We start from the raw sequence: 22,391 nt of genomic DNA, 5'->3' as shown, positions 1-22,391 counted from the left end.
CGTCTGAAAAAAGACCTGGCATGGCTAGCTTAGGAACTGAGTGCGGCCTTAACTTGGCTGCTCACTGCGCCCATATCAGCCCGTCCTTGAACTTTAGGACGTAACACATTCATCACTGCACCCATATCTTTCTGGCTACTCGCGCCGGTTTCTCGAATTGCATCAGCAATCGCTGCCTGCAATTCTGCTTCGCTCAAGGCTGCTGGCAAAAACTCTTCGATAATGGCCAACTCAGCTTTTTCGATAATCGCTAAATCATCACGGCCAGCTTGCTCGAATTGCGATAAAGCGTCTTTACGCTGCTTGGTCATTTTGGTCAGCACAACAATAATGTCATCGTCTGACATATCCTGACGATTATCGACTTCAACCTGCTTGATGGCGGCTGTAATTTGCCGCAAGGTCGCCAGACGATCTTTGTCTTTGGCGCGCATTGCGTCTTTTACGCTATCTTGAATTCGAGCTTTGAGTGGACTGGCTTCTTGAGGCATTAGAATGGGATTCTAATCAGCAATTAGTACATGCGAACGCGGCTAGCGTTTTCACGAGACAGTTTCTTTTGGTGACGCTTAACAGCGGCAGCTGCTGCACGTTTACGAACGGTTGTTGGCTTTTCATAAGCTTCGCGAGCGCGAGCTTCAGCAACAGTACCGGCTTTTTCACAAGCACGTTTAAAACGACGTAAAGCTACGTCAAATGGTTCGTTTTCTTTTACCTTAACAGATGGCATTCAATACATTCCTAAACAGACAATGACGGAAAAGCCCTTAATTGTATGAGATCTATTTAGGAAAGAAAAGACCAAATGCTAATTAGTTGGATGAGAAAGCTCTCATCAAGGCATAATAAACAGCACTAAATAATCCAGTCAGAATATATTTATGCGTGTTTTAGGAATTGAGTCATCCTGTGATGAAACCGGAATTGCCCTCTATGATACCGAAAAAGGGCTGTTAGCTCATACGCTTTTCAGCCAGATAGCAATGCATGCGGAATACGGTGGTGTGGTGCCGGAACTGGCATCCCGTGATCATATTCAGAAGGCCTTGCCCTTAATGCAACAGGTCTTGGATGAGGCTGGTCTGCAACGTAAAGATATTGATGCGGTGGCTTATACGGCTGGTCCGGGTCTGGTAGGCGCTTTACTGGTGGGCGCCGCAATTGGCCGCAGTCTGGCCTGGGCGTTAAATATTCCAGCCTTGCCAATCAATCATATGGAAGGACATCTGCTGTCACCTTTATTGGAAACCAATCCACCGGCATTTCCTTTTGTGTCTCTATTGATTTCTGGCGGCCATACTTTGTTGGTTGATGTTAAGGGAGTAGGACAATACACATTAATGGGCGAATCCATTGATGACGCTGTAGGCGAAGCATTTGATAAAACAGCCAAAATGCTAGGGCTGGGTTATCCCGGTGGGCCTGCTTTAGCTGCCCTGGCTGAAAAAGGCCATGAGGGTGCCCATGTCTTTCCAAGGCCGATGACAAATCGCCCTGGGCTGGATTTTAGTTTCAGTGGTTTAAAAACTTTTGCGTTAAATACCTGGCATAACAGTGAACAAACTGAACAGGCGAAAGCAGATATTGCGCTGGCATTTCAGACCGCAGCGGTCGAAACGTTAGTGATTAAATGTCGTCGAGCATTAAAACAAAGTGGTCATAAGCGCCTGGTTGTGGCGGGTGGCGTCAGCGCTAATAAGTCTTTGCGTTCAGCTTTGGATGCTATACCCAAAGTGCAGGTCTATTATCCTCAATTGCAATTCTGCAGTGATAACGGCGCGATGATTGCCTTCGCCGGGGCCATGCGTCATCAAGCGATGACACTCGAAGCTGAAGCAGCTTTTAATGTACGTTCGCGTTGGCCGTTAGATGAGTTAACGCCGCCGCTATTAACCTGATTTTTTCTCTTCACCTGCCAATAGCCGTTGAATATTGCTGCGATGCCGCCAAAGCAAGAGAAGGGCAATAAATAAAATCATCCAGCGAGCAATGGGTGCTTCAATTAACCAAAGCGCATAAACCGGTGTCAAAGCGGCGGCAGTGATGGCTGATAGCGAGGAAATTCGGCTCAGAATAAAGATCACTATCCAAGTTAATAAGGCCGCACCCGCTAACATAGGTGATAAAGCGAGAAATGCACCCAAAGCTGTCGCGACCCCTTTACCGCCTTTAAACTGAAAAAAGATCGGGTATAAATGGCCCAGGAAAGCAAAGAAAGCGATTAAGGTCAGAATGGTGATATCAAAACCTAACATCCGCCCGATTAATAATGGTACGACGCCTTTTAAAACATCAATCAACAGCACCAAGGCAGCAAGCTTTTTGCTGCCCATCCGCAAAACGTTGGTTGCGCCGGGATTTCCCGACCCCTGAGTCCTCGGATCCGGTAATCCGGAAACCTTACAGAGTATTACTGCGCTCGATAATGAGCCAATGAGATAAGCGCCGAGCAATGCAAGCAGCGCAATGACAGTTAATTCAGGCATGTTATGATGCGACCTTTAAAAATGTAGCGGTATTATTCAGTACCACCACTATTTTTGCCAACATTGAAGCGACAACATGGATAAAATTTTTCTAAATGATCTGAAAATTGACACGATTATCGGTATCTATGATTGGGAACGTGAAATACAGCAAACATTGCGTTTTGATTTTGAAATGGATTGGGATATCAGTAAAGCGGCAGCATCCGATGATATTAGTAACACCTTGGATTATGGTGCCGTTGCCAACGTCGTCGTCGACTTTGTCTCTAACAGTCGATATTTGTTAATTGAAACCCTTGCCGAGGAAGTCGCGCAACTTGTACTTAAGTCATTTGCTATTCCCAGACTTAAACTCACATTAACCAAACCCGTTCAGTTGCATGGGCAAAATCAGGCACAAATCGTGATTGAACGCACAAACTCATGACCCAGCGTCAAGGTTATCTTCTCGGCCTAGGGAGTAATATAGAGCCACTGCAGAATATAACGGCAATGATGACCGCTCTGTTGAGTGAATTCAAACAGCTGAGTGTCAGCCGTGTATTAAAAATCCCACCCGTCGGGATGAATAGTCATCGCGATTTTCTCAATAGCATCGTATTCGTTGAAACCGATTTATCCGAAGTCGCGCTAAAACATTTCTGTAATCAGATTGAGATTAATTTAGGCCGGGATCGCGACGATCCATTAAGCAAAACCAAAGATCGGCCGGCGGATATAGATATATTGCGGCCGCTGGTTATACCAGATGAAGCTGATATTGCGGTCAGCAGCATTACTGATGAGTATTTTCTTTATCCCATTATTCGTGAGCTACTTGGTTATCTGAACAACACTACAGAAGTTAGTCCGCCTCCGGGCGTTCTGATAGAAACCACTGAATTACGCTTTGGAGAGACGGCGACCACCATCCACTGGAATAGTCGCGCCGGTGATAAAGGGGTTTTCTAATAAACTCTTAATAGCAAGATAAACCGGCTCCGCCCCACCTTCCCGGGCTAACGGGGTTTCAGCCAGCATTTTCTGTCTGACTTCCTGGCTATGGGATTCGGTAAATAAAACAGGACCAGGGGCGACTGAATTCACTTTGATATGTGGTGCAAGCTTTTTAGCTGATACCACTGACAGGTTATGCAGTCCTGCTTTGGTTGTGCCATAAATATCAAAACGTGGCGTGGGGTTTTCAACGTTAATGTCAGTGATATGGATTATATCAGCCGGATCATTTCCAGGCCCTTTTAAACACGTTGATAACGCCTGATTGATAAGAAATGGCGCGAGCATATGCACTGTGAAGAAATGTTGGTACTGCTCAGCCGCTTCAACTAAATCTTCTGCAGTAGGTGTAAATGCAGAGGCATTGTGTACGATACCTCGATATGAAGGACTGAGTTGCTGCAGTTTGCCAATAAAGGCCATGATACTGCTGGTATCCTGCAAATCAGCCTGAATGGTTTCTATGCCTAAATGTTTTAGTTTTTGGACATCCTCTGTTTCAGTGCGGTAATGTGCCAATACATCATAACCATCCTGTTTTAGCCTGGAAGCGATATGAAACCCGACTCGCTTACCGGCACCTGTTACTAAAATGGGATTATTCACTGAAATTTACCGACTAAATGAAACATACCGCCAAGTTACCTGCACCTGACCCCATAGCGCAACAGCATAGCGATAAACTGCTGCAACTGATTTTTCAGACCATAAAAAATCACCGTGGTTGGTTGAGCTTTGCCGAATTTATGCAAATGGCTTTATACCAACCCGGCCTCGGTTATTACAGTAATGGCTTGAGCAAAATCGGCAAAGCAGGGGATTTTACTACGGCACCGGAGATCAGCCCGTTATTTTCCAGAGCGCTGGGCAACCATCTAGCGGATGTGCTGAAACAATTACCTCACGCTGATTGCCTTGAATTTGGTGCTGGTAACGGACAAATGGCAGTGGCTATTTTGCAATATCTACAGAAAATCGACCGCCTGCCCAGTCATTATTACATCATTGAAGCAAGTGCCTACTTACGTGAAAAGCAACGTCAATTAATCATTAAACATTTTGGAGCCAATCAAAATCTTGTGATCTGGCTCGATCAGCTGCCAGTAAAATTTAGTGGCATTATCCTGGCAAACGAAGTTTGTGATGCCATGCCAGTGCATCGCATACAGTTCGAGCAGGAAGAGTTTGTGGAGCTCGGAGTAGGACATACAGATAATCAATTGGTCTGGCTTACAAAACCTGTGACAGATACTTTATTGATGTCGCGTTGTGAACAGATCCTGCCGTTGTTGGAATACACTCCTTACCAGACAGAAGTTGCAGTGCAGGCAACGGCCTGGCTTAGTACCCTGGCTGATCTGCTAGAGCAAGGCGCCATTTATCTGATTGATTATGGCTATGAGGCCAATGATTATTACCATCCCATGCGCCACAAAGGCACTCTTCGATGTCATTATCAACATCAGGTACATAATGATCCATTTATATTAATCGGCCTGCAGGATATTACGGCACATGTCGACTTTACTGCGTTAGCTGAAACCGCCCACCAAAAAGGACTACGGGTAGAAGGGTATCAGCGGCAGAGTGATTTTCTGGTGGCTGGCGACATTCTCAACCTTAGTCAGCAAGGAGCGCCAGATCCCTTTCAGCAAATGCAGCAGGCTGCGGCATTAAAACGCTTATTACTGCCAGAACAAATGGGTGAATTGTTCAAGGTGCTCAGTTTGTCAAAAAATGTCGAGATGCCTCGTTCCAAATCGGCCGATCAGCGTTATCGACTTTAAGAGAATGTAATAAAAAAGGCGCCGAAGCGCCTAATTTATCAATCCTGAGGAGGGATTACTGTTTATCTTCCATTTGTTGTTTGAGCTGCTCTAATTGCTCCGACATTTCAAACAGAATTTCTTTGATGTTGGCGACATCGTCTGTCAAGTTATCTGTTTGACGTTTGGTTCTGGCAATCTCTTCACGCATTTCAGGAGTCAAAGCGCCAGTATCCTGTCCTTTGCGTTCTGCAGCGGTTGCTAATACGGTAGGTATATCAATTACCAGCCAGTCTGAACGCTCTGAACCATCTTCTTGATGATAGGAAATACCATTATCTAAAACTACTTTGCTGGCAGGCTCAGAATCAGATTTGCGGTTGCCCGGTAATAATGGATTTACCCGGCGATCAATCTCTTGACCAGTATATTGATCTTTATCACGATATTCCTGATGCAGCAGACCAAAAATAATATTCAAACGGCCATTATTGTCGACAAATACCCGACCACTATTCGTTTTACGCTCTGCGGCAATGGCACCAGCATGGACGCCTAAAGTGACAAAGGTAATATCTTCATTTGGCTGAGCACGGTTTAAACCTTGTGCTAATGTTGAACTTAAAATTTGTAGTTCACCTGGAGAAAATAAAGGGACCTGCTGTGTTCTCATTAATACACGCTGATTCACATAAAGTGATGAAAGTACATCACGCATTTCATCCTGATTAATGGGTAAAGGATGCTGATTGGTCCCCGGCTGATCACGCTCTACCATGCGCACATATTGCAGATTTGATTCCCACAGTACCGGACCACTTTGTGACATAACGACTTCATCATCATCTGATGACTTCTTACTGAATGGGTTGCCACAGGCAGACAAGCCGACAGTCATTGCCATACTGAGTGCAATGATGCTGCTGTATTTCACAATGCCTTGCATATAATTTTCCTCAATTTAATTCGTATCACTATTTTCCGACTACCGGAGATTCTGCTTTTTGTTCGCGACATAATAATGCCTGAACTGATTTGCGCGGATCGTACCCTTCAAACAGGATTTTGCATACCTGTTCTACAATTGGCATCTCAATACCGGCTTGTTGAGCACGCAATAATACTTCTCTGGCAGCATGCATACCCTCTACCGTCTTACCGACTTTTAGAACAGCTTCTTCTACTGTAAGGCCAGAGCCAATCGCCAAACCCAGTTGCCGATTGCGACTCTGATTATCGGTACATGTCAGGATCAAATCACCCATACCAGATAATCCGAACATGGTTTCAGGTTCTGCCCCTAACACCATGGCCAAACGCATAATTTCGGCCATACCGCGGGTCAACAATGCAGCCCGCGCATTCGCACCATAGCCTAAACCGTCACAAATCCCAGCAGCAATAGCCAGTACGTTTTTCACTGTGCCGCCAATCTGAACACCCAGCACATCGTCGGTAGTGTAGGCACGCAATGCAGGCCCGTGAAGCGCATTTGCCAATGCCTTGGCAAATACTGTATCGCGGGAAGCGACCGTTAAAGCGGTGGGTAATCCGGCAGCGACTTCTGCAGCAAATGAGGGCCCTGACACCACTGCCAAAGCATGTGAAGGACCAAGTATTTCAATTGCCGTATCATGCAAAAACTGGCCATTGTGAGGGGTTAACCCTTTGGTCGCCCAGCTGATAGGGATGTTTTCACCAAGAAAAGGTTTAATGTCATGCAGTATTTCGCTAAATGCCACACTGGGCACCGAAATCATGACATGACGGCAACTTTCCAAGGCACTTTGCAGATCCATTTGAATTTTCAATGTCTCAGGAAAACGTATCTCTGGTAAATAGCGGCTGTTCATCCGTTCAGCCGCTATCCGCGAGAGTTGTTCTTTATCCCGACCCCAAAGCCAAACTTCATGTCCGTTTCTTGCCATAGCAATCGCTAGTGCAGTGCCCCAGGCACCCGCACCGAGAACTAATGTTGGCATTAAGTTAGAAGCGGTCATTGCCGTTTGTACAGATTTAATGTGTAGCTTGTGCTGCTTCCATTTGCTGACGTGCTTGATCGATTTGGTGCTTGTAAACGGCATCAAAATTCACAGGAGCCAATACTAATTGTGGGAAACCACCTTTGATAACCACATCAGAAATGACTTCGCGGGCAAATGGAAAAATGGTATTCGGACAATAGCTGCCAATCAGCGGGCCCATTTCTTCTTTGCTATAACCCGTTAATGTGAAAATACCGGCTTGTTTCACTTCAGCCAGAAAGGCAACTTGATCATTTACCTTGGCAGTGACCGTAACAATCAGAATAATTTCATGGGTATCTTCATCCAGTCTGGTATATTCATTACCTAATTGCAGGTCCAGTTTCGGCTTCCATTCTTCACGGAAAATCGTTGGTGAATTAGGAGTTTCAAAAGAAATATCTTTGGTATAGATCTTTTGAATAATGAACTTGGGTTGTTGTTCTTCTGTTGATGCTGCGTTTTCTTCAGCCATGATTTTCCCTCTCGTTAAAATTTAATTTTTTGCTAGTAATGCATCGAGTTGACCTGAACGGTCTATTTCCACCAAATCGGTGAATCCCCCCACAGCGTTACCATTAACAAATATTTGTGGCACTGTGCGGCGCTGACTTTTTTGCATCATTTCTTCACGTTTTTCTGGATGCTGATCAACCCGAATCTCGTCATAACTGAGACCTTTACGATCTAACAACTGCTTGGCCATAGTGCAATATGGACAATGTGCAGATGAATAAACGATGATTTTGCTCATAACACGCTCCACGTTTTTAGCTGAACAGCGGCAACTTGGCATCTCGCCATGCATGCAAGCCACCTGACATCACATGAATATTGGTGTAGCCATTCGCTTTGAATTTTTTTGCGGCGGACTTGGCTCGTTGACCACTGTCACAGACCAAGACCAAAGGTTGTTCTTTCTTTTTCAATAATTTGAGATTCGAATCAATATCTGCCAACGGCACATTAACTGAATCAACAATATGTGAACTTTCAAACGCTGCCTTATCACGGACATCAACAAAACAGCCTTTTTGCTGATTGACTAAATTAACTGCTGTTGTGACATCGACAGTATTAAATCCACTGAGTTTTCGCGTTAATGAGTCAGAGAAGACCAACCATAGCAGCACAACAAACAAGCTGGACAGTATCCAATGATTAACAATAAATTCGCCCAGATTTTCCATTAAACAACCCTAAATTTATAAATAATTAACAATGCTTATTTTGCGCAAAATACTTCGCACATCATACTTATCAACCGTAACAGACGATCATCTTTAACACGGTAAAATATTCGGTTTGCATCTCTTCTTGCTGCCAAAATGTTTTTTTCTTTTAACTTGGCAAGGTGCTGAGACACATTACTTTGTGTCGTACCAACATGTTCAACAATATCCTGTACTGACAATTCTTTATCGCCTAAAGTGCACAGAATTTTTAACCGCAAGGGATTTGACATTGCTTTCAACGCAAATGCAGCACGTTCAATATCTGCGTCCATAGCGTGTATTTGAATGCTTCCGGCTTGTGAAATGGTGTTTGCCAATACGATTGCAACTGTAATTGATTACAAAAGCCCATATAATACACAGCATTGTTGTTGATTTGCAGTGATCACTGTTTTTGACAGCCGGAGGCCGTCATAACCCGTTACAAGAGGATATTTCCATGAGCCAAATGCATCGCCCACTTGCGCTAATCATTCTGGATGGTTGGGGCTATAGTGAAGAGGCACAGCATAATGCCATCATGGCTGCCAATACCCCCGTGTGGGATCAGCTATGGAATGATTACCCGCATACATTGATTAACGCATCTGGAGCCGGTGTTGGCTTACCAGGTGAACAAATGGGTAACTCAGAAGTGGGTCACCTCAACATGGGCGCAGGCAGAGTGGTTTACCAGGAGTTTACCCGGATTAGCCGTGCTATTCAGACTGGCTCATTTTTCTCTAACCAGACACTGACCGATATCGTGGACGAGATTGTCCGCAATCATAAAGCACTACATATCTTTGGCTTGCTTTCCGATGGAGGCGTTCACAGTCATGAAAGCCATATCCAAGCTATGGTCAAACTTGCCGCAGAACGAGGTGCCTCTAAAGTATATTTACATGCATTTCTTGATGGCCGTGACACCTCTCCCAAATCCGCCTTATCTTATATCGAAAAGATGCAGGCATGTTTCAACGAAACCGGCAAAGGACGTTTTGCCAGCGTAGTAGGGCGTTTCTATGCGATGGATCGAGACCAGCGTTGGGACCGGGTTCAACAGGCTTACGAGTTGGTTGCCCACGCTCAGGCCGACTATACCGCCAGCAATGCCATTGAAGCAGTTGAACAGGCTTATGCTCGCGGCGAGACCGATGAATTTGTTAAACCTACTGTAATTGGTGAGGCAGCTCCCATTGAAGATGGAGATGCCATTATTTTTATGAATTTTCGTGCGGATCGTGCTCGTGAAATGACACAGTGCTTTATTGATCCTGACTTTGAAGGTTTCCCGAAACAAAGCACGCCGAAATTGTCGCAATTTGTGACGTTAACTGAGTATAAAAAAGATTTTGTTGTTCCGGTGGCTTTCCCACCTGAAAAACTCACTAATCTACTGGGTGAATGTATTTCTGCAGTAGGATTAAAGCAATTACGTATTGCTGAAACCGAAAAATACGCGCATGTGACTTTCTTTTTCAATGGTGGACGTGATGCGCCTTATGAGGGAGAAGATCGTATTCTGATTCCATCACCCAAAGTTAATACCTACGATCAACAACCTGAAATGAATGCGCCAGAAGTTGCTGAACAACTGGTTAAAGCCATTCAAAGCAATCAATATGATGTCATTATTTGCAACTTTGCCAATGCCGACATGGTGGGTCATACCGGTAACTTTGATGCCACCGTCAAAGCCATTGAAACACTGGACAAATGCTTAGGTAAAATCTGGTCAGCACTGAAAGAATGTGGTGGCGAAATGGTTGTTACCGCTGACCACGGTAATGCTGAAAAAATGCTGGATGATCAAAAAGGCCAGGCTCATACCGCACATACCAGTAACCTGGTACCGTTTATTTATGCTGGCCGTCCGGCTACCATCGCGGAGCAGGGAGGTTTATCGGATATTGCCCCCACCATGCTGAGTTTGCTGGATTTACCGATCCCGGCTGAAATGAACAATCACCTATTGGTAAAATTGCTCTGAACCTCTGTTTTATGACGCGCTTTATCGTTCTATTGTTGGGAATTGTTTTGCCTTTTACTTTAACGGCTGAACCTTCATCAACAAAAAAACTGGAAGCGGTTCGTGGCGAAATTTCTGAGCTTGATAAAACTATTAACCTCAATAAAAAAACCCAGGCTGAATTACAACAACAATTAAAAAAGCAAAGCCTCAAAGTTTCAGAAATTAATCGGGAACTAAACCAGATAAAACAGTCTATTGCTGTTAAAGATGATGAATTACTTAATCTTCAACAAGAACAGGGTCAGACTCAACAGCAGCAGGAACAACAGTTAGCGGCACTGAATGCGCAGATTCGATCAGCGTTTATCAATTCTCAGCCAAGCTATTTAAAGATACTGTTATCAGAACAATCACCAGAACGTGTTAGTCGCAGTAATACGTATTACCGTTATTTTCATAGTGCACGCCAGGAACAAATTAAAGTATTGCAGGCGACGTTACAAAATTTAACTGAACAGGAAAAAGCCATCTACGCAGTCAAGAAAAATCTGGGGGAACTTGAAGCGCAACAGTTGGCTCAACAAGAAGCGTTAAAACAACAAACTGCTGAGCGACAAAAAACGTTAGCAGCATTGAATAAGAAAATTTCTGGTCAAGATGCCCAGCTTTCCGCCTTAAAAGAAGAAGAGAAAGATTTGCAGGCATTATTGAACTCACTTGCCAAAAAAGCCGCAAAAAGACCACCGCCTGCTACTTCTGTGAAACCAAACCAACGTTTTTCAAGTCTTAGTGGGAAATTGCAATGGCCTTTAACTGGAAAAATACTGGCAAGCTATGGTAGCCAACGTAATCTTGATAAACTCAACTGGAAGGGCATACTGATAGCCTCTGAGAAAGGGACCGCAGTAAAAGCTAGTGCCGATGGACGTATCGTCTTTGCTGATTGGATGAAAGGCTTTGGTTTATTAATCATTATCGATCATGGTGAACAATTCATGACACTTTATGGCAATAACGATAGTCTGCTTAAAACTACTGGAGATACAGTAAAGGCAGGGGAAGCGATAGCACAAAGCGGGGATCAAGGTGTGAGACAAACCGCGGGGTTATATTTTGAAGTTCGTCATAAAGGCAGTCCGACTAATCCTATGCAATGGCTGCGCAAGCAAGGTTAATTAGAAATAAGGAATAAAGTTTATATGCGCTTTTTGAAACGTGATTTTGCGCTGGTAACAGCGGGTGTCATTATCGGCATCACATTGATTTTTGGCCAAATGGTACTAGCCGATAAGAACCCTATCGTAAAACCTGACTTGCCAATTGATGATCTCAGGGCTTTTTCTGAAATATTCGGTCGCATCAAAAGTAGTTATGTTGAACCGGTAGAGGATAAGGAGCTTCTCGAGAATGCTATTCGCGGAATGCTATCTGGTCTTGACCCGCATTCAGCCTATTTGGATCTAGGCGAATTCAAGGATTTGCGGGAAGGCACTTCAGGTGAGTTTGGTGGTCTTGGTATTGAAGTCTCAATGGAAGACGGCTTTGTCAAAGTGGTGGCTCCAATTGATGAAACACCTGCTGCGGAGGCTGGTGTTAAATCTGGCGATTTGATCATTCGTCTTGACGATACTCCTGTGAAAGGCCTGAGTCTGGCCGAAGCGGTGGATATTATGCGTGGCGAGCCCGGCAGTAAAATCGTGCTGACCATCATTCGTGAAGGCGCAGACAAGCCGCTTAAACTCGAGTTAACACGTGCGATTATTAAAGTGAAAAGTGTCCGTACTGAGACACTGGAATCGGGTTATGGTTATGTTCGTATCAGCACTTTCCAGTCTCCAACAGGTGAAAACCTGCGGGATGCGATTAATCAACTAAAAACAGACAATGGTGGCAAGTTAAACGGGCTGGTTCTGGATTTGCGTAATAATCCAGGTGGTGTGTTGGATGCCGCTGTTGAGGTATCTGACGCCTTTTTGAATAAAGGTATGATTGTGTATACCGATGGTCGTATAGAAGATTCAGACCAGAAATTCCATGCCAAGCCCGGTGATATGCTGAACGGCGCACCTATTGTTGTATTGGTAAATGGTGGGTCAGCCTCGGCTTCTGAAATCGTTGCTGGCGCGTTGCAAGACCATAAACGTGCTGTCATCTTGGGTACTAAAACCTTTGGCAAGGGCTCTGTACAAACGGTTATGCCTCTGACCAATGAAACGGCTGTCAAAATGACAACGGCACGTTACTACACGCCTTCCGGTCGCTCGATTCAGGCAGATGGTATTGAACCGGATATCAAATTGGATGCTCTACAAATCAGTGCCGCTGAAGACAATGGTTTCCAACCATTGCGCGAAGTGGATTTGAGCCGTCATTTGGAAAATGGTCTGTTGGAAGAAGCAGAAAAAAGTGAAACCTCTTCTGCAGAGGAAGAAGACAAACAACCTTTAGCACTTCGTGATTATCCGCTTTCTCAAGCACTTAACCTGCTGAAAGGTATGAGTATCATGAGTAACCGTTAATCTTAGCTCTTTATGGTAACTGTACTCATACCGCTTGCTGAGGGTTGTGAAGAACTTGAAGCCGTAACTCTGATTGATATTCTCAGAAGGGCGGAGATACAGGTTATTGCTGCAAGTTTAACGCAAAATCTACAAATTACTGCCAGCCGTGGTGTCCGATTAGTAGCGGACACCACACTGGAGGCAGTGATAGCTGACGAGTTTGATATGGTGATTTTGCCCGGTGGGCAACCCGGCACGAATAATTTGAACGCTGATCCACGTATTCATAGGCTAATTAAACGTTTATATAACGACGGAAAATGGATAGGTGCAATCTGCGCGGCTCCCATCGTTTTAGCCCAAAGTGGTGTACTAGACGGTCTGAAAATCAGTTGCTACCCAGGTGCAATTGACGGTGCTGAATGGCCAGCCATAAAACTCAGTAACGAAGCTGTAGTCTGTGACAATAAAGTCATCACATCCCGGGGGCCTGGAACAGCAATAGCCTTTGCATTGATGATTATTGAAAAATTGATGGATGAAACGACTCGCCGAAAAGTTGAAACCGGCCTCGTTATTCGCTAAAAACGGAATTAGCATGTATTCACTTAATGAGTCAGAGCTCTCGATATTATTAGTTGAACCCTCTTCTGTTCAGCTGAAAATTATCATGCGCGAATTACGCCAGGCTGGTGTAAGCAAGATTGACGGGGTTCATGATGGTGCTCAAGCCATTGTCGCCATGCAAAAGTATCCTCCCGATCTGGTGATCAGCGCAATGTATTTGCCTGATATGACTGCAACAGAGTTACTCACCTCAATACGCCGAATCGATAATCTGGAGAATACGCACTTTATGCTGATTTCCAGTGAATCAAATATTGAAATGCTCGAACCCTTACGCCAATCAGGTGTTGTAGCAATTCTTCCTAAGCCTTTTGATCATGCAAATTTGCACAGGGCTATCCGCACAACCTTACAGCATATTGATCCAACCGAGATCGAGTTACAAAATTATGAAGTAGAGCAGCTCGAAGTTTTACTGGTAGATGACAGTTTAGTGTCACGTAATCATTTTTGTCGGGTGTTTCAGAATATGGGCATCCACCATATTCATCAGGCTGAAAATGGTATTGAAGCCATTGAAAAGCTGAAACATCACAGTGTTGATTTGGTGGTCACAGATTTAAATATGCCCGAAATGGATGGGCAGGCACTGGTTGAACATATTCGTCGCGAAATGGGCAATACCTTTGTGCCGATTCTGGTGGTCACCAGTGAGCAAAATCAGACTCGTCTCGGCCAAATCGAGCAAGCGGGGGTATCTGCTATTTTGGATAAACCTTTTGAGCCGCAATCTATTCGAGAGATCCTTTACCGGGTATTGGATGAACAGTAATAACAGATAGTATTATTTTTTAATTGGACTGTTTACCCAGAAAAATAAACTTTTGCAAATAGCCTACAGCCTGATCTGTTTCTCTGATGGCCGCAAACAGTGTTTTGGCCAAGCCGTTTTGTCCCAATCGAATTGCTTTTACCGGTAAGGATTGGCAAAACTCCATTGCCAACCAGTTGGGTAAAACGGTTACCCCTCTTTGTAAAGCGACCATCTGCACCATAATATCCATCGACTGCATTGCTTTTGTTCGTGGGTGAATGCCTGCTGGCATTAAAAACTGTGTAAACACATCAAGACGTTCATGTGCGACCGGAAAGGTCAGTAATAATTCGTGCTGCAGTGCCACTGCATCTATGTATGTCTTTTTGCTTAATGGATGATCTGCAGCCACCAGCAAAACCAGTTCGTAATCAAACATAGGCTGATAAATCACGCCCAATTGCTTAACCGCATCCGGGGTCACCAGCAAATCAATATGGTGGTTTAACAACCCCTCCATTCCGGAAAACTGGAATTGATGCACGATATCCACATCCATTTGTGGCATTTCTCGCAGATACACGGCCAGGATTTTTTTCAACCACTCATAACAGGGATGACACTCCACTCCCAGCCGCAAAATGCCTGCCCGACCCTCAGCATAAGCCTGCAAGGTTTGTTCGGTTTGCTCCAATACCGGTAAAACCTGTTGAGCAACCTGTAACATCAGTTCGCCTGCCTGAGTCAGTCTTAACTTGCGTCCATCACGTTGCCAAAGGCTGACCTCCAGTTTCTGCTCCAGATAACGAATCTGATGAGATAAAGCTGATTGGGTCAGAAACAATGCATTGGCCGCAGCCGTTAAACTGCCATTTTCTGCCAGAGCGTGAATGATACGTAAATGTGCTCGTTCGATCATGTATGAATATATCTCATCAATAAGTTAATAATCATCATTATTACTCATCGTTTCAGCTGATTACAATGACTGGCTTTAAACCAGATTGAGAGAAGAATAAATGGTCAGCACACATAATCTTGGCTTTCCGCGTATCGGCGGCCAGCGTGAATTAAAATTTGCATTAGAACGTTATTGGCGAGGAGAAATAAATGCTGAAGCTTTGGAAAAAGCTGGCAAAACGCTACGGTTACAACATTGGACAATACAAAGTGGATTAGATTGGTTACCAGTGGGTGATTTTTCTTTTTATGACCATGTATTAGATACCAGTCAAATGCTCGGTAATCTGCCAGCACGCGTTGATAAAAATGCGGATAAATTAACTCAGTATTTTCAGGCCTCGCGGGGTCAGGCTGGCTCATCATGCTGCGATCATCAAATTGCTGCAGCAGAAATGACCAAATGGTTCGATACCAATTACCATTATCTGGTTCCGGAATTCAGTGCTGACACGGCATTTTCGGCACATCCTGAGCGACTGATTGCACAAGTTACTGAAGCTCGGTCAGCGAGTTATAACGTGAAACCTGTTCTGATCGGACCGGTCAGTTATCTATGGTTAGGAAAAAGTAAAGATCACACGGACAAGCTGGCTTTATTGGAAAACTTATTAGCGGTCTATGCCGGGATTCTGCAAGAGCTTGCGAAACAGGACATTGAATGGGTCCAGATTGATGAACCGATTCTGGTTACTGAATTGACTCCAGAGTGGCAACAGGCTTTGCAAAAAGCCTATTTTTCGTTAGCAAAGACCGGTGTAAAGCTTTTGTTAACGACCTATTTCGGTCAACTGCAGCAAAATCTGCAGCTGGCTTGCGAGTTACCCACTGCCGGATTACATATCGATGCCATTAATGCTGCAGATGAAACCATTCGTGTGGTGGATTGGCTGCCCTCACACAAAATCCTTTCGGTGGGTATTATCAATGGCCGAAACATTTGGAAAACCGATCTCAACCAGGCACTCGATTTACTTGAGCCAGTCCACAAACGGCTTGGAGAACGCTTATGGCTGGCACCTAGCTGTTCGTTATTGCATGTACCAATTGATTTACATTCCGAACAAAATTTAGATGATGATATACGCGACTGGTTAGCGTTTGCCGTACAAAAGCTCGATGAGCTGCAAGTTTTAGCCCATGCGCTCAATGCTGGTCGCAGTAGTGTTGCCTCACAACTGGATGAGAATACACAGGCTATTATGCGTCGTCAGCACTCTACTCGGGTGCACAATACTGCAGTCAAACAACGTTGTGAATCTATCCGCCCAGAGCTGTCAAAACGCCAAAGTGTTTACGCTAAGCGTGCTGCCATTCAGCAGGCTTATTTACAGCTGCCGGACTTTCCTACAACGACTATTGGCTCGTTTCCACAGACAAATGGTATCCGGCAGGCTCGTAAACAATATCGTTTGGGACAGCTTGAACGTGCCGAGTACCAGCAACAGATGCAGGCGGAAATTCGTTTTGCCATTCATAAACAACTGGAACTGGATCTGGACGTACTGGTGCATGGTGAAGCAGAGCGTAATGATATGGTGGAATACTTCGGCCAGCAGCTACAAGGTTTTGCCTTTACTGATAACGGTTGGGTGCAATCTTATGGTTCGCGGTGCGTCAAACCACCAATTATTTTTGGTGATGTATCTCGGCCCAGTCCGATGACTGTTGAATGGACTCAATACGCTCAATCACTTACTGATAAGCCGGTAAAAGGCATGTTGACCGGGCCGGTTACCATTCTCAACTGGTCATTTGTACGAGATGATCAGCCGCGCAGTAAGACTTGTAAACAAATCTCCTTGGCTATCCGCGATGAAGTGATGGATTTGGAACGTGCTGGAGTAAAAATCATTCAAATTGATGAAGCAGCTCTGCGCGAAGGTTTGCCATTGCGTCAATCTCAATGGCAGGCTTATTTGGACTGGGCGATAGAAAGCTTTCGGATCACTGCCAATGGCGTTAGTGACAAAACACAGATTCATACCCATATGTGTTACTCGGAATTTAATGACATTATTGAGGCTATCGCAGCAATGGATGCGGATGTCATTACCATCGAAACCTCGCGTTCACAAATGGAGTTGCTGGACGTGTTCCGCGACTTTGAATATCCCAATGCCATAGGGCCTGGCGTTTATGATATTCACAGCCCGAATATTCCTTCCGAGCAGTCTATGGTGGCGTTATTAAAGCTGGCTGCACAGCGGATAAATCAGCAAAAATTGTGGGTGAATCCGGATTGTGGCCTGAAAACACGCCGCTGGGAGGAGGTGGAACCCGCTTTGAAAGCGATGGTTTCAGCTGCCAGATCTCTCAGAGCGCAACTGGCAGCATAAAATAGAGCCGGGTAGAGGAGGTTCAATTCTCTATCCGGCTTTTATATTCCATTTATCAGGTAAGTGTTCATAAAGATAATCATAAAATGCGGCCACTTTTGGTGTTTTGGCATAACGATCTGCCACACAAAAATAAAATTCCAGAGGCTCCGCTTCTACTTTCACTTCTGGCTGGTGTCCCGCAAAAAATAACTGCTGCAACTGTCCTTGTGCCAGATAGGGCTCGGCAACAAATGCAGCCAGTCGGGTAATACCTGCTCCCGCTACCGCCATTCTCGCCAACATATCAATGTCATCACTCACCGCTGTAATTTTAATATCCGGCTCATAACGACGACCATCTCGGATAAATGCCCAACGAAAGATATGTCCATCCACCGGAATTCTGAACATCAGACAATCATGCTGTAAAAGTGCCTGTGGCGTTTCTGGATACCCTGCACGCTGCAGGTATTCCGGGGAGGCACAAAAGACAAATGGCAAAGTGGCAATTCGCCTTGCGACCAAACCATCCTGTAACTGTTGACGAATACGTATGCTGATATCAACGCCTTCTTTAAGATGATCAACTCGTCGATCAGTGGCCAGCAGCTCAAGGCTGATTTGTGGATATCGTTGACGAAATCCCGGTATTAGTGGAGCCAAAACATGTCGGGAAAATGCGGCAGAGCAGGCAATGGTCAACTTCCCGCCGACTTCACCCTGTATTGCAGATACCGCTTGTTTGGCAAGCTCTAATTCGTTTAGCAAGCCTTTCACCCGCTGAAAGTACACCTCACCATTATCGGTCAAGGCCAAGCTACGGGTGGTTCGGGTTAATAACCGGGCGCCTAACGACGTTTCAAGCCGGGCAATATTCTGACTGGCGGCTGCCGCACTGATTCCCAGCCGGCGTGCAGCGGCAGCAATACTGCCCAGCTCAACTGCACGTACAAAAGTTTCGACACCGCGCATTGTATCCATAAGCTATTTATACCTTTTATATGACTTTTTATTAAGGTTAGCTTATGAGTCTTTATAGCGTCTAGTAACTACTGTTTAACTTTTTTCATCGGTAAAGTAGCCGCATTAAATGAGCAGGAGGCTGCAAATGAAAAATAATTCAATTCGGAGAAAAAACAGGACTGAAAAACGCTTTGGCAAATTGCCAGCGAAACTGATGCCTGTTGTATTTGCCTTTTATATGTCTTCAATCATGGCAGCATTGATGTGTCTGATTATTACTGCCGTACACCAGGGCTTTAACGAACACTTGGTATTGGATGCTCTGATGGCTTATAAAGTCGCGATGCCCGCCGCGTTTGTTTGTGTGCTTTTTGTACGCCCAATGGTCATGGCTTTAGTGAAACGCACCGTGGCTTAATATCTTAGTCGGCTGGGCCTTTGGCGCCGCCGTATTAACTTGAGCCTGGATTTGACTGGCAAGATAAGGATCCAGTCCATTTGTACGGCGGTGCTGATGACATAGCGCACTACGGAAGCCTAAATAATCAGCCTGTAAAGGCTGTAAAACAGCTATATCGGTCAGTCTTAATGCCCCGGCCAAACCACACAAAAGATCCGTTTGTTTTGCTTCGCTGATAAAGTCTGCCAATAAATTTACTGATAAATGATCCAGAAGACCTTTACCGTTTTTATAGGCAGTGTCCAACATCACGCCTTTAAACCCTGCTTTTGCCAATATCGGAATTAAGTTCTGTTTCGGCAGTTGATCAGCAAATAAAACAGCGATCACCGGTGTTTTAAGGTTATGGATATCGATTGCGAGTTGCTCAATACACTTTTCTAGATGCTCATCATCAAATAACCCGACTTTAACGAAATCCACGCCGGTTCCAGCCATGGCTGTTATGGCCGTAGCGATAACCTTTGCTTGCATGGGTAAATCTCCCACTGTGGCACTGCACAGGCAACGATTATTAACCCACTCAATAATATTACTGACGTTTCCATGCGATAAAGCTCCTAGAGCGCCTTCTGCCGGGTTTTTCATATCGAGGATATCGGGAAGGTGCTGCTCCAGTGATTTAGCCTCCTCAAGCGACTGTACGCTGGCCAACCATTTACTCATGATTCAACTCCATACCCGCTGCTTTTATTTTTTCCATTAACCAGTTCCATGCCTCTAATTCACGTTCACCCGCTGTCTTGTCGATTGCGATGGTGAGGTAAGCAATTTCATCGTGAATTTTTTGTTCAGACAGCATATCAAGACGACTTACCAGAATGGCTGCTTCGATGACCGCACTTTGCGCTCGGTTAAATCCTCTAAACGGTTTATGGGTTACGTCACAAATCACTGCACCATAAAAACAGGCACGGGGATCGGTATCATCAAATCGAACAATCTCCAGCTCAATATGCGATAAAGCATCGCTGATATACTCGCCTTCAATTTGCTGACATGGCGAAGTCGGCCAATCCCGATGGTCCGTTAAGGCGCCAGCAAAAATTCGAACATCATCAACAAAGTTTATCGAACATTGTCCATGCCGCATTAAATTGTCATACGTGCTGGAGGGTTTAAAGGGTTTGATATGAAAGTGACCATTTACTTCGGATATACCCATTGGGGCTGAATGCGGTTTGCCATTTTCAGCTAGCGTGGTCACAATTACTTCATGAATCCGACTGGTCAGCCGTGCCACAGGCGCGCTCCTGTTTTTTAGTTTTTTCAATATCCGCCGTGCCACAGGCACGTTCGTTACGTTTTTTCATCGTTGTGCCTTCCGCTTTCTGTTCAGTCAGATCTTCTGGTTCCTGTTCAACGGCACAACCCCATTGCAAATCCTCGTCTTGGGTATAGCGTTTACCCAGTTGCCAGGCAATCTGTGCTCGGGCCAATTCAACGCCAAGATAAAAGGCATGACCCGGATCTTCTTTCACCTGAAGCTTTGGATAAAAAGCAAATGGATCGGTGTCCTGCAATAAACCATCTCGATTAAATACATAAATACCCTGGGAAGCGGTTTTAATACGGTAATTTGGATCTTTTATATTTTCTGATAATTGAAGAATTTCCTGCTCTGTATCCGTAAAAGGCCGGCGTTCATGGCTAATCAATAAATCTGCGGTGAAATCACGGGGTAAACTATTGTCGTCACGGGCGGCAAACATCATGCGTCTGGCTACATCGGCTTCTTTGATAGCACGACGAGCATGTGGACTGACTTCAGTAGCAAGCACATTGGTAATTTTCAACTCTGAAATAATGCCAAACAGTAGCGCATTTATTCCACTGGTATCGGCATCGGTTAATTCGGTCAAGTTACCAATTCCCATCATTATGGGAGCGTCCGGATACTTTTGTCTGAGGGTGTGATAGCGAACAATCGAGTCCGTCAGGCCGAAGTGGATAGGGTCGAGAATGGGATCGGCAATCCATGGCTTGCCTATTTTATCCATCGCTTCCATTGCCCGCTCGAGTGAAGCCAGTGAACCAGGTTCCGCAGGCACCAGAATTGGAATCGCATCGGTTTCTTTGGCGAGATCAATAGTCTCTTCTGTTAAACTCAATAGATAATCTGCACCGGCTTTAGCTGCTCTTCTCAGGTCATCTATTGAAAGTGAGTCCACACTAACTTTGAATCCATTTTCATGTAGTGCGGCGATAGCCTGTTCCATCAAGGGAAACTGCTCTTCTGGCAAGCAACCTATATCGATGACGTTCGCGCCAGATTCACGATAATAATTTGCCCTTTGCAGAATACCATCAATGTCTCGTTGTGGCGCATCAACAATCTCGGCAAATATATTCACATCGTAGCGACTGAGATCCGGAATTTTTCGGGCTTTGCCAAAAAAGAGTGGTAAATCTTTTATTTCCTCAGGCCCCCGTACCACTTCAATTCCCAGAATCTTACTCAATTCGGCCAAATTTCCACGACATCGTCCCGGCACAATGATTTGTTTAAATCCGGCATAGTCCTCAGGTTTCAGACGCCGCGCAATCATTTTGTCCGTCATCAACGCAGCCACCGACAGTCCCAGTTGATGGACTTTATACTCAAACGGTAACGGCGCCATTTCACGCAAAACTTTTTCAACACTGGGTTGAGCAAGTTTACCGGTGAGAAAAAGAATGGTTTCAGCCATGGTCGGCGTTAACGTGTTCCAGACGCATTTTCAATGTTTTGTATAGTGCTTCCGCTGATTCAACAACGGTTGTTGCTTCAAAGGTTCGCAATTTTTCGGTATGGGCCAGATCCACGGCTCTCGGCCACAACCGCACCATGCGATCCGGTGCTGGTGTATCAACTTCTGGTATGGCATCACAAGCGAGCACAATACTGGGTATACGGCATTTCCCGGCCTGTGCATAGACATTTGTGACAAGTGTATCCGATAATCCCATAACCATTTTCGCGACCGTATTGGAGGTTGCTGGCGCGACAACCAGAGTATGGTAATCACCACGATAAAATAATCCTACTGGCGGTGAACTGGCAGCTCTATCGCGATAGACATGCCCGCTGTTGTTTAAGGCCTTGGGATCATGACCATACATACGGATCACTTCTTCTCCAGCTCGGCTGTAAAACAAGTCGACATCGGGTAGTTCTCGAATAATCTCCAGACATTCATCCAGATAATGTCCTGAACCGGTGATTGCCCAGGCCAGTTTTGGCTTTTCAGGCCGTGATTGCATTTGATGATCTCACTTCAAGATAAGTTGTGAATTTTGCCAGACTCTGGCTTAGTAGTAAAAATTAGATAGGTTCGGCTGCTATATATAAGTTAAAATTA

Annotated in this window: 27 protein-coding genes; 11 read left to right on the top strand and 16 right to left on the bottom strand. The window is 44.9% G+C overall.

Going from position 1 to position 22,391, the window contains the following annotated elements; genetic code table 11:
• Nucleotides 1–29: 29 nt before the first annotated feature.
• Together LGT40_RS14775 and rpsU are read right to left on the bottom strand one after the other, a co-directional pair.
• Nucleotides 30–491, bottom strand: a complete 462-nt coding sequence (locus tag LGT40_RS14775) for a GatB/YqeY domain-containing protein (protein WP_226076044.1) — start codon at nt 489–491, stop codon at nt 30–32.
• Nucleotides 492–514: 23 nt separating this feature from the next.
• Nucleotides 515–730, bottom strand: a complete 216-nt coding sequence (rpsU, locus tag LGT40_RS14770) for a 30S ribosomal protein S21 (protein WP_014705573.1) — start codon at nt 728–730, stop codon at nt 515–517.
• A gap of 151 nt (nt 731–881) precedes the next feature.
• On the opposite strand from rpsU, the gene tsaD reads away from it, so the two are divergent.
• Nucleotides 882–1,898, top strand: coding sequence for a tRNA (adenosine(37)-N6)-threonylcarbamoyltransferase complex transferase subunit TsaD (gene tsaD, locus LGT40_RS14765; protein ID WP_226076041.1), 1,017 nt, complete (start codon nt 882–884; stop codon nt 1,896–1,898).
• Here tsaD and plsY read toward each other — a convergent pair.
• Nucleotides 1,890–2,486 (bottom strand): glycerol-3-phosphate 1-O-acyltransferase PlsY, encoded by a 597-nt coding sequence (gene plsY, locus LGT40_RS14760; protein WP_226076038.1) that lies wholly within the window; start codon nt 2,484–2,486, stop codon nt 1,890–1,892. The genes tsaD and plsY overlap by 9 nt on opposite strands.
• Before the next feature lie 76 nt (nt 2,487–2,562).
• On the opposite strand from plsY, the gene folB reads away from it, so the two are divergent.
• Nucleotides 2,563–2,916: a dihydroneopterin aldolase gene (gene folB, locus LGT40_RS14755; protein WP_226076012.1), complete on the top strand. Its 354-nt coding sequence runs from the start codon at nt 2,563–2,565 to the stop codon at nt 2,914–2,916.
• Nucleotides 2,913–3,440 carry a 2-amino-4-hydroxy-6-hydroxymethyldihydropteridine diphosphokinase gene (locus tag LGT40_RS14750; protein ID WP_226076009.1) on the top strand — a complete coding sequence of 176 codons (528 nt, stop codon included), beginning with the start codon at nt 2,913–2,915 and terminating at the stop codon, nt 3,438–3,440. The genes folB and LGT40_RS14750 overlap by 4 nt, the downstream gene beginning before the upstream one ends.
• On the opposite strand, the gene LGT40_RS14745 is transcribed toward LGT40_RS14750, so the two are convergent.
• Nucleotides 3,372–4,091, bottom strand: coding sequence for an SDR family oxidoreductase (locus LGT40_RS14745; protein WP_226076005.1), 720 nt, complete (start codon nt 4,089–4,091; stop codon nt 3,372–3,374). The two genes, LGT40_RS14750 and LGT40_RS14745, sit on opposite strands and share 69 nt — an antisense overlap.
• Before the next feature lie 17 nt (nt 4,092–4,108).
• On the opposite strand from LGT40_RS14745, the gene LGT40_RS14740 reads away from it, so the two are divergent.
• Entirely contained in the window at nt 4,109–5,272 is a 1,164-nt protein-coding gene (locus LGT40_RS14740) for a class I SAM-dependent methyltransferase (RefSeq protein WP_226076003.1), read from the top strand.
• A 55-nt stretch (nt 5,273–5,327) separates the two neighbouring features.
• On the opposite strand, the gene LGT40_RS14735 is transcribed toward LGT40_RS14740, so the two are convergent.
• From LGT40_RS14735 to LGT40_RS14710, 6 genes are read right to left on the bottom strand one after another with little or no spacing between them, the layout of a single operon-like run.
• Complete coding sequence (locus tag LGT40_RS14735; RefSeq protein WP_226076000.1) at nt 5,328–6,197, bottom strand: hypothetical protein; 870 nt, start codon at nt 6,195–6,197, stop codon at nt 5,328–5,330.
• A 28-nt stretch (nt 6,198–6,225) separates the two neighbouring features.
• Nucleotides 6,226–7,251, bottom strand: coding sequence for an NAD(P)H-dependent glycerol-3-phosphate dehydrogenase (locus LGT40_RS14730; protein WP_226075998.1), 1,026 nt, complete (start codon nt 7,249–7,251; stop codon nt 6,226–6,228).
• Between the two features lie 16 nt (nt 7,252–7,267).
• Nucleotides 7,268–7,750 (bottom strand): protein-export chaperone SecB, encoded by a 483-nt coding sequence (gene secB / locus LGT40_RS14725; RefSeq protein WP_226075996.1) that lies wholly within the window; start codon nt 7,748–7,750, stop codon nt 7,268–7,270.
• A 21-nt stretch (nt 7,751–7,771) separates the two neighbouring features.
• Nucleotides 7,772–8,029, bottom strand: coding sequence for a glutaredoxin 3 (gene grxC, locus LGT40_RS14720; protein ID WP_226075985.1), 258 nt, complete (start codon nt 8,027–8,029; stop codon nt 7,772–7,774).
• A 16-nt stretch (nt 8,030–8,045) separates the two neighbouring features.
• Complete coding sequence (locus LGT40_RS14715) at nt 8,046–8,465, bottom strand: rhodanese-like domain-containing protein (protein ID WP_226075982.1); 420 nt, start codon at nt 8,463–8,465, stop codon at nt 8,046–8,048.
• 35 nt (nt 8,466–8,500) lie between these two features.
• Complete coding sequence (locus LGT40_RS14710; protein WP_226076775.1) at nt 8,501–8,782, bottom strand: ArsR/SmtB family transcription factor; 282 nt, start codon at nt 8,780–8,782, stop codon at nt 8,501–8,503.
• Between the two features lie 167 nt (nt 8,783–8,949).
• Here LGT40_RS14710 and gpmI point away from each other — a divergent pair, with 167 nt between their 5' ends.
• From gpmI to LGT40_RS14685, 5 genes are read left to right on the top strand one after another with little or no spacing between them, the layout of a single operon-like run.
• Complete coding sequence (gpmI, locus tag LGT40_RS14705; RefSeq protein ID WP_285229314.1) at nt 8,950–10,482, top strand: 2,3-bisphosphoglycerate-independent phosphoglycerate mutase; 1,533 nt, start codon at nt 8,950–8,952, stop codon at nt 10,480–10,482.
• Between the two features lie 11 nt (nt 10,483–10,493).
• Entirely contained in the window at nt 10,494–11,639 is a 1,146-nt protein-coding gene (locus LGT40_RS14700) for a murein hydrolase activator EnvC family protein (protein WP_226075978.1), read from the top strand.
• Between the two features lie 24 nt (nt 11,640–11,663).
• Nucleotides 11,664–12,983 carry a S41 family peptidase gene (locus tag LGT40_RS14695; RefSeq protein WP_285229315.1) on the top strand — a complete coding sequence of 440 codons (1,320 nt, stop codon included), beginning with the start codon at nt 11,664–11,666 and terminating at the stop codon, nt 12,981–12,983.
• A gap of 12 nt (nt 12,984–12,995) precedes the next feature.
• Entirely contained in the window at nt 12,996–13,550 is a 555-nt protein-coding gene (locus tag LGT40_RS14690; protein WP_226075976.1) for a DJ-1 family glyoxalase III, read from the top strand.
• A gap of 13 nt (nt 13,551–13,563) precedes the next feature.
• Nucleotides 13,564–14,364 (top strand): response regulator, encoded by an 801-nt coding sequence (locus LGT40_RS14685; RefSeq protein ID WP_226075973.1) that lies wholly within the window; start codon nt 13,564–13,566, stop codon nt 14,362–14,364.
• Between the two features lie 19 nt (nt 14,365–14,383).
• Here the strand turns inward: LGT40_RS14685 and LGT40_RS14680 are convergent, their stop codons facing one another.
• Nucleotides 14,384–15,265, bottom strand: a complete 882-nt coding sequence (locus LGT40_RS14680; RefSeq protein WP_226075970.1) for a LysR family transcriptional regulator — start codon at nt 15,263–15,265, stop codon at nt 14,384–14,386.
• Nucleotides 15,266–15,365: 100 nt separating this feature from the next.
• Here LGT40_RS14680 and metE point away from each other — a divergent pair, with 100 nt between their 5' ends.
• Nucleotides 15,366–17,645: a 5-methyltetrahydropteroyltriglutamate--homocysteine S-methyltransferase gene (gene metE, locus LGT40_RS14675; RefSeq protein ID WP_226075967.1), complete on the top strand. Its 2,280-nt coding sequence runs from the start codon at nt 15,366–15,368 to the stop codon at nt 17,643–17,645.
• Nucleotides 17,646–17,675: 30 nt separating this feature from the next.
• On the opposite strand, the gene LGT40_RS14670 is transcribed toward metE, so the two are convergent.
• A complete protein-coding gene (locus LGT40_RS14670; protein WP_226075957.1) occupies nt 17,676–18,608 on the bottom strand; it encodes a LysR family transcriptional regulator in 933 nt (310 codons plus the stop codon).
• A gap of 127 nt (nt 18,609–18,735) precedes the next feature.
• On the opposite strand from LGT40_RS14670, the gene LGT40_RS14665 reads away from it, so the two are divergent.
• Nucleotides 18,736–19,008, top strand: a complete 273-nt coding sequence (locus LGT40_RS14665) for a DUF2798 domain-containing protein (protein ID WP_226075954.1) — start codon at nt 18,736–18,738, stop codon at nt 19,006–19,008.
• Here the strand turns inward: LGT40_RS14665 and LGT40_RS14660 are convergent.
• From LGT40_RS14660 to LGT40_RS14645, 4 genes are read right to left on the bottom strand one after another with little or no spacing between them, the layout of a single operon-like run.
• Nucleotides 18,985–19,716 (bottom strand): (5-formylfuran-3-yl)methyl phosphate synthase, encoded by a 732-nt coding sequence (locus LGT40_RS14660; protein WP_226075951.1) that lies wholly within the window; start codon nt 19,714–19,716, stop codon nt 18,985–18,987. The genes LGT40_RS14665 and LGT40_RS14660 overlap by 24 nt on opposite strands.
• Entirely contained in the window at nt 19,709–20,293 is a 585-nt protein-coding gene (locus LGT40_RS14655; RefSeq protein WP_226075948.1) for a DUF447 domain-containing protein, read from the bottom strand. Before LGT40_RS14655 ends, LGT40_RS14660 begins: the two co-directional genes overlap by 8 nt.
• Entirely contained in the window at nt 20,265–21,740 is a 1,476-nt protein-coding gene (locus tag LGT40_RS14650) for a DUF6513 domain-containing protein (protein WP_226075946.1), read from the bottom strand. Before LGT40_RS14650 ends, LGT40_RS14655 begins: the two co-directional genes overlap by 29 nt.
• Nucleotides 21,733–22,293 carry a flavoprotein gene (locus LGT40_RS14645; protein WP_226075937.1) on the bottom strand — a complete coding sequence of 187 codons (561 nt, stop codon included), beginning with the start codon at nt 22,291–22,293 and terminating at the stop codon, nt 21,733–21,735. Before LGT40_RS14645 ends, LGT40_RS14650 begins: the two co-directional genes overlap by 8 nt.
• Between the last annotated feature and the right edge of the window lie 98 nt (nt 22,294–22,391).

Origin of the sequence: Methylophaga pinxianii (genome assembly GCF_020447225.1) — a bacterium.
GTDB classification, from domain to species: Bacteria; Pseudomonadota; Gammaproteobacteria; order Nitrosococcales; family Methylophagaceae; genus Methylophaga; species Methylophaga pinxianii.
This window is presented reverse-complemented; position numbering and strand designations above follow the sequence as displayed.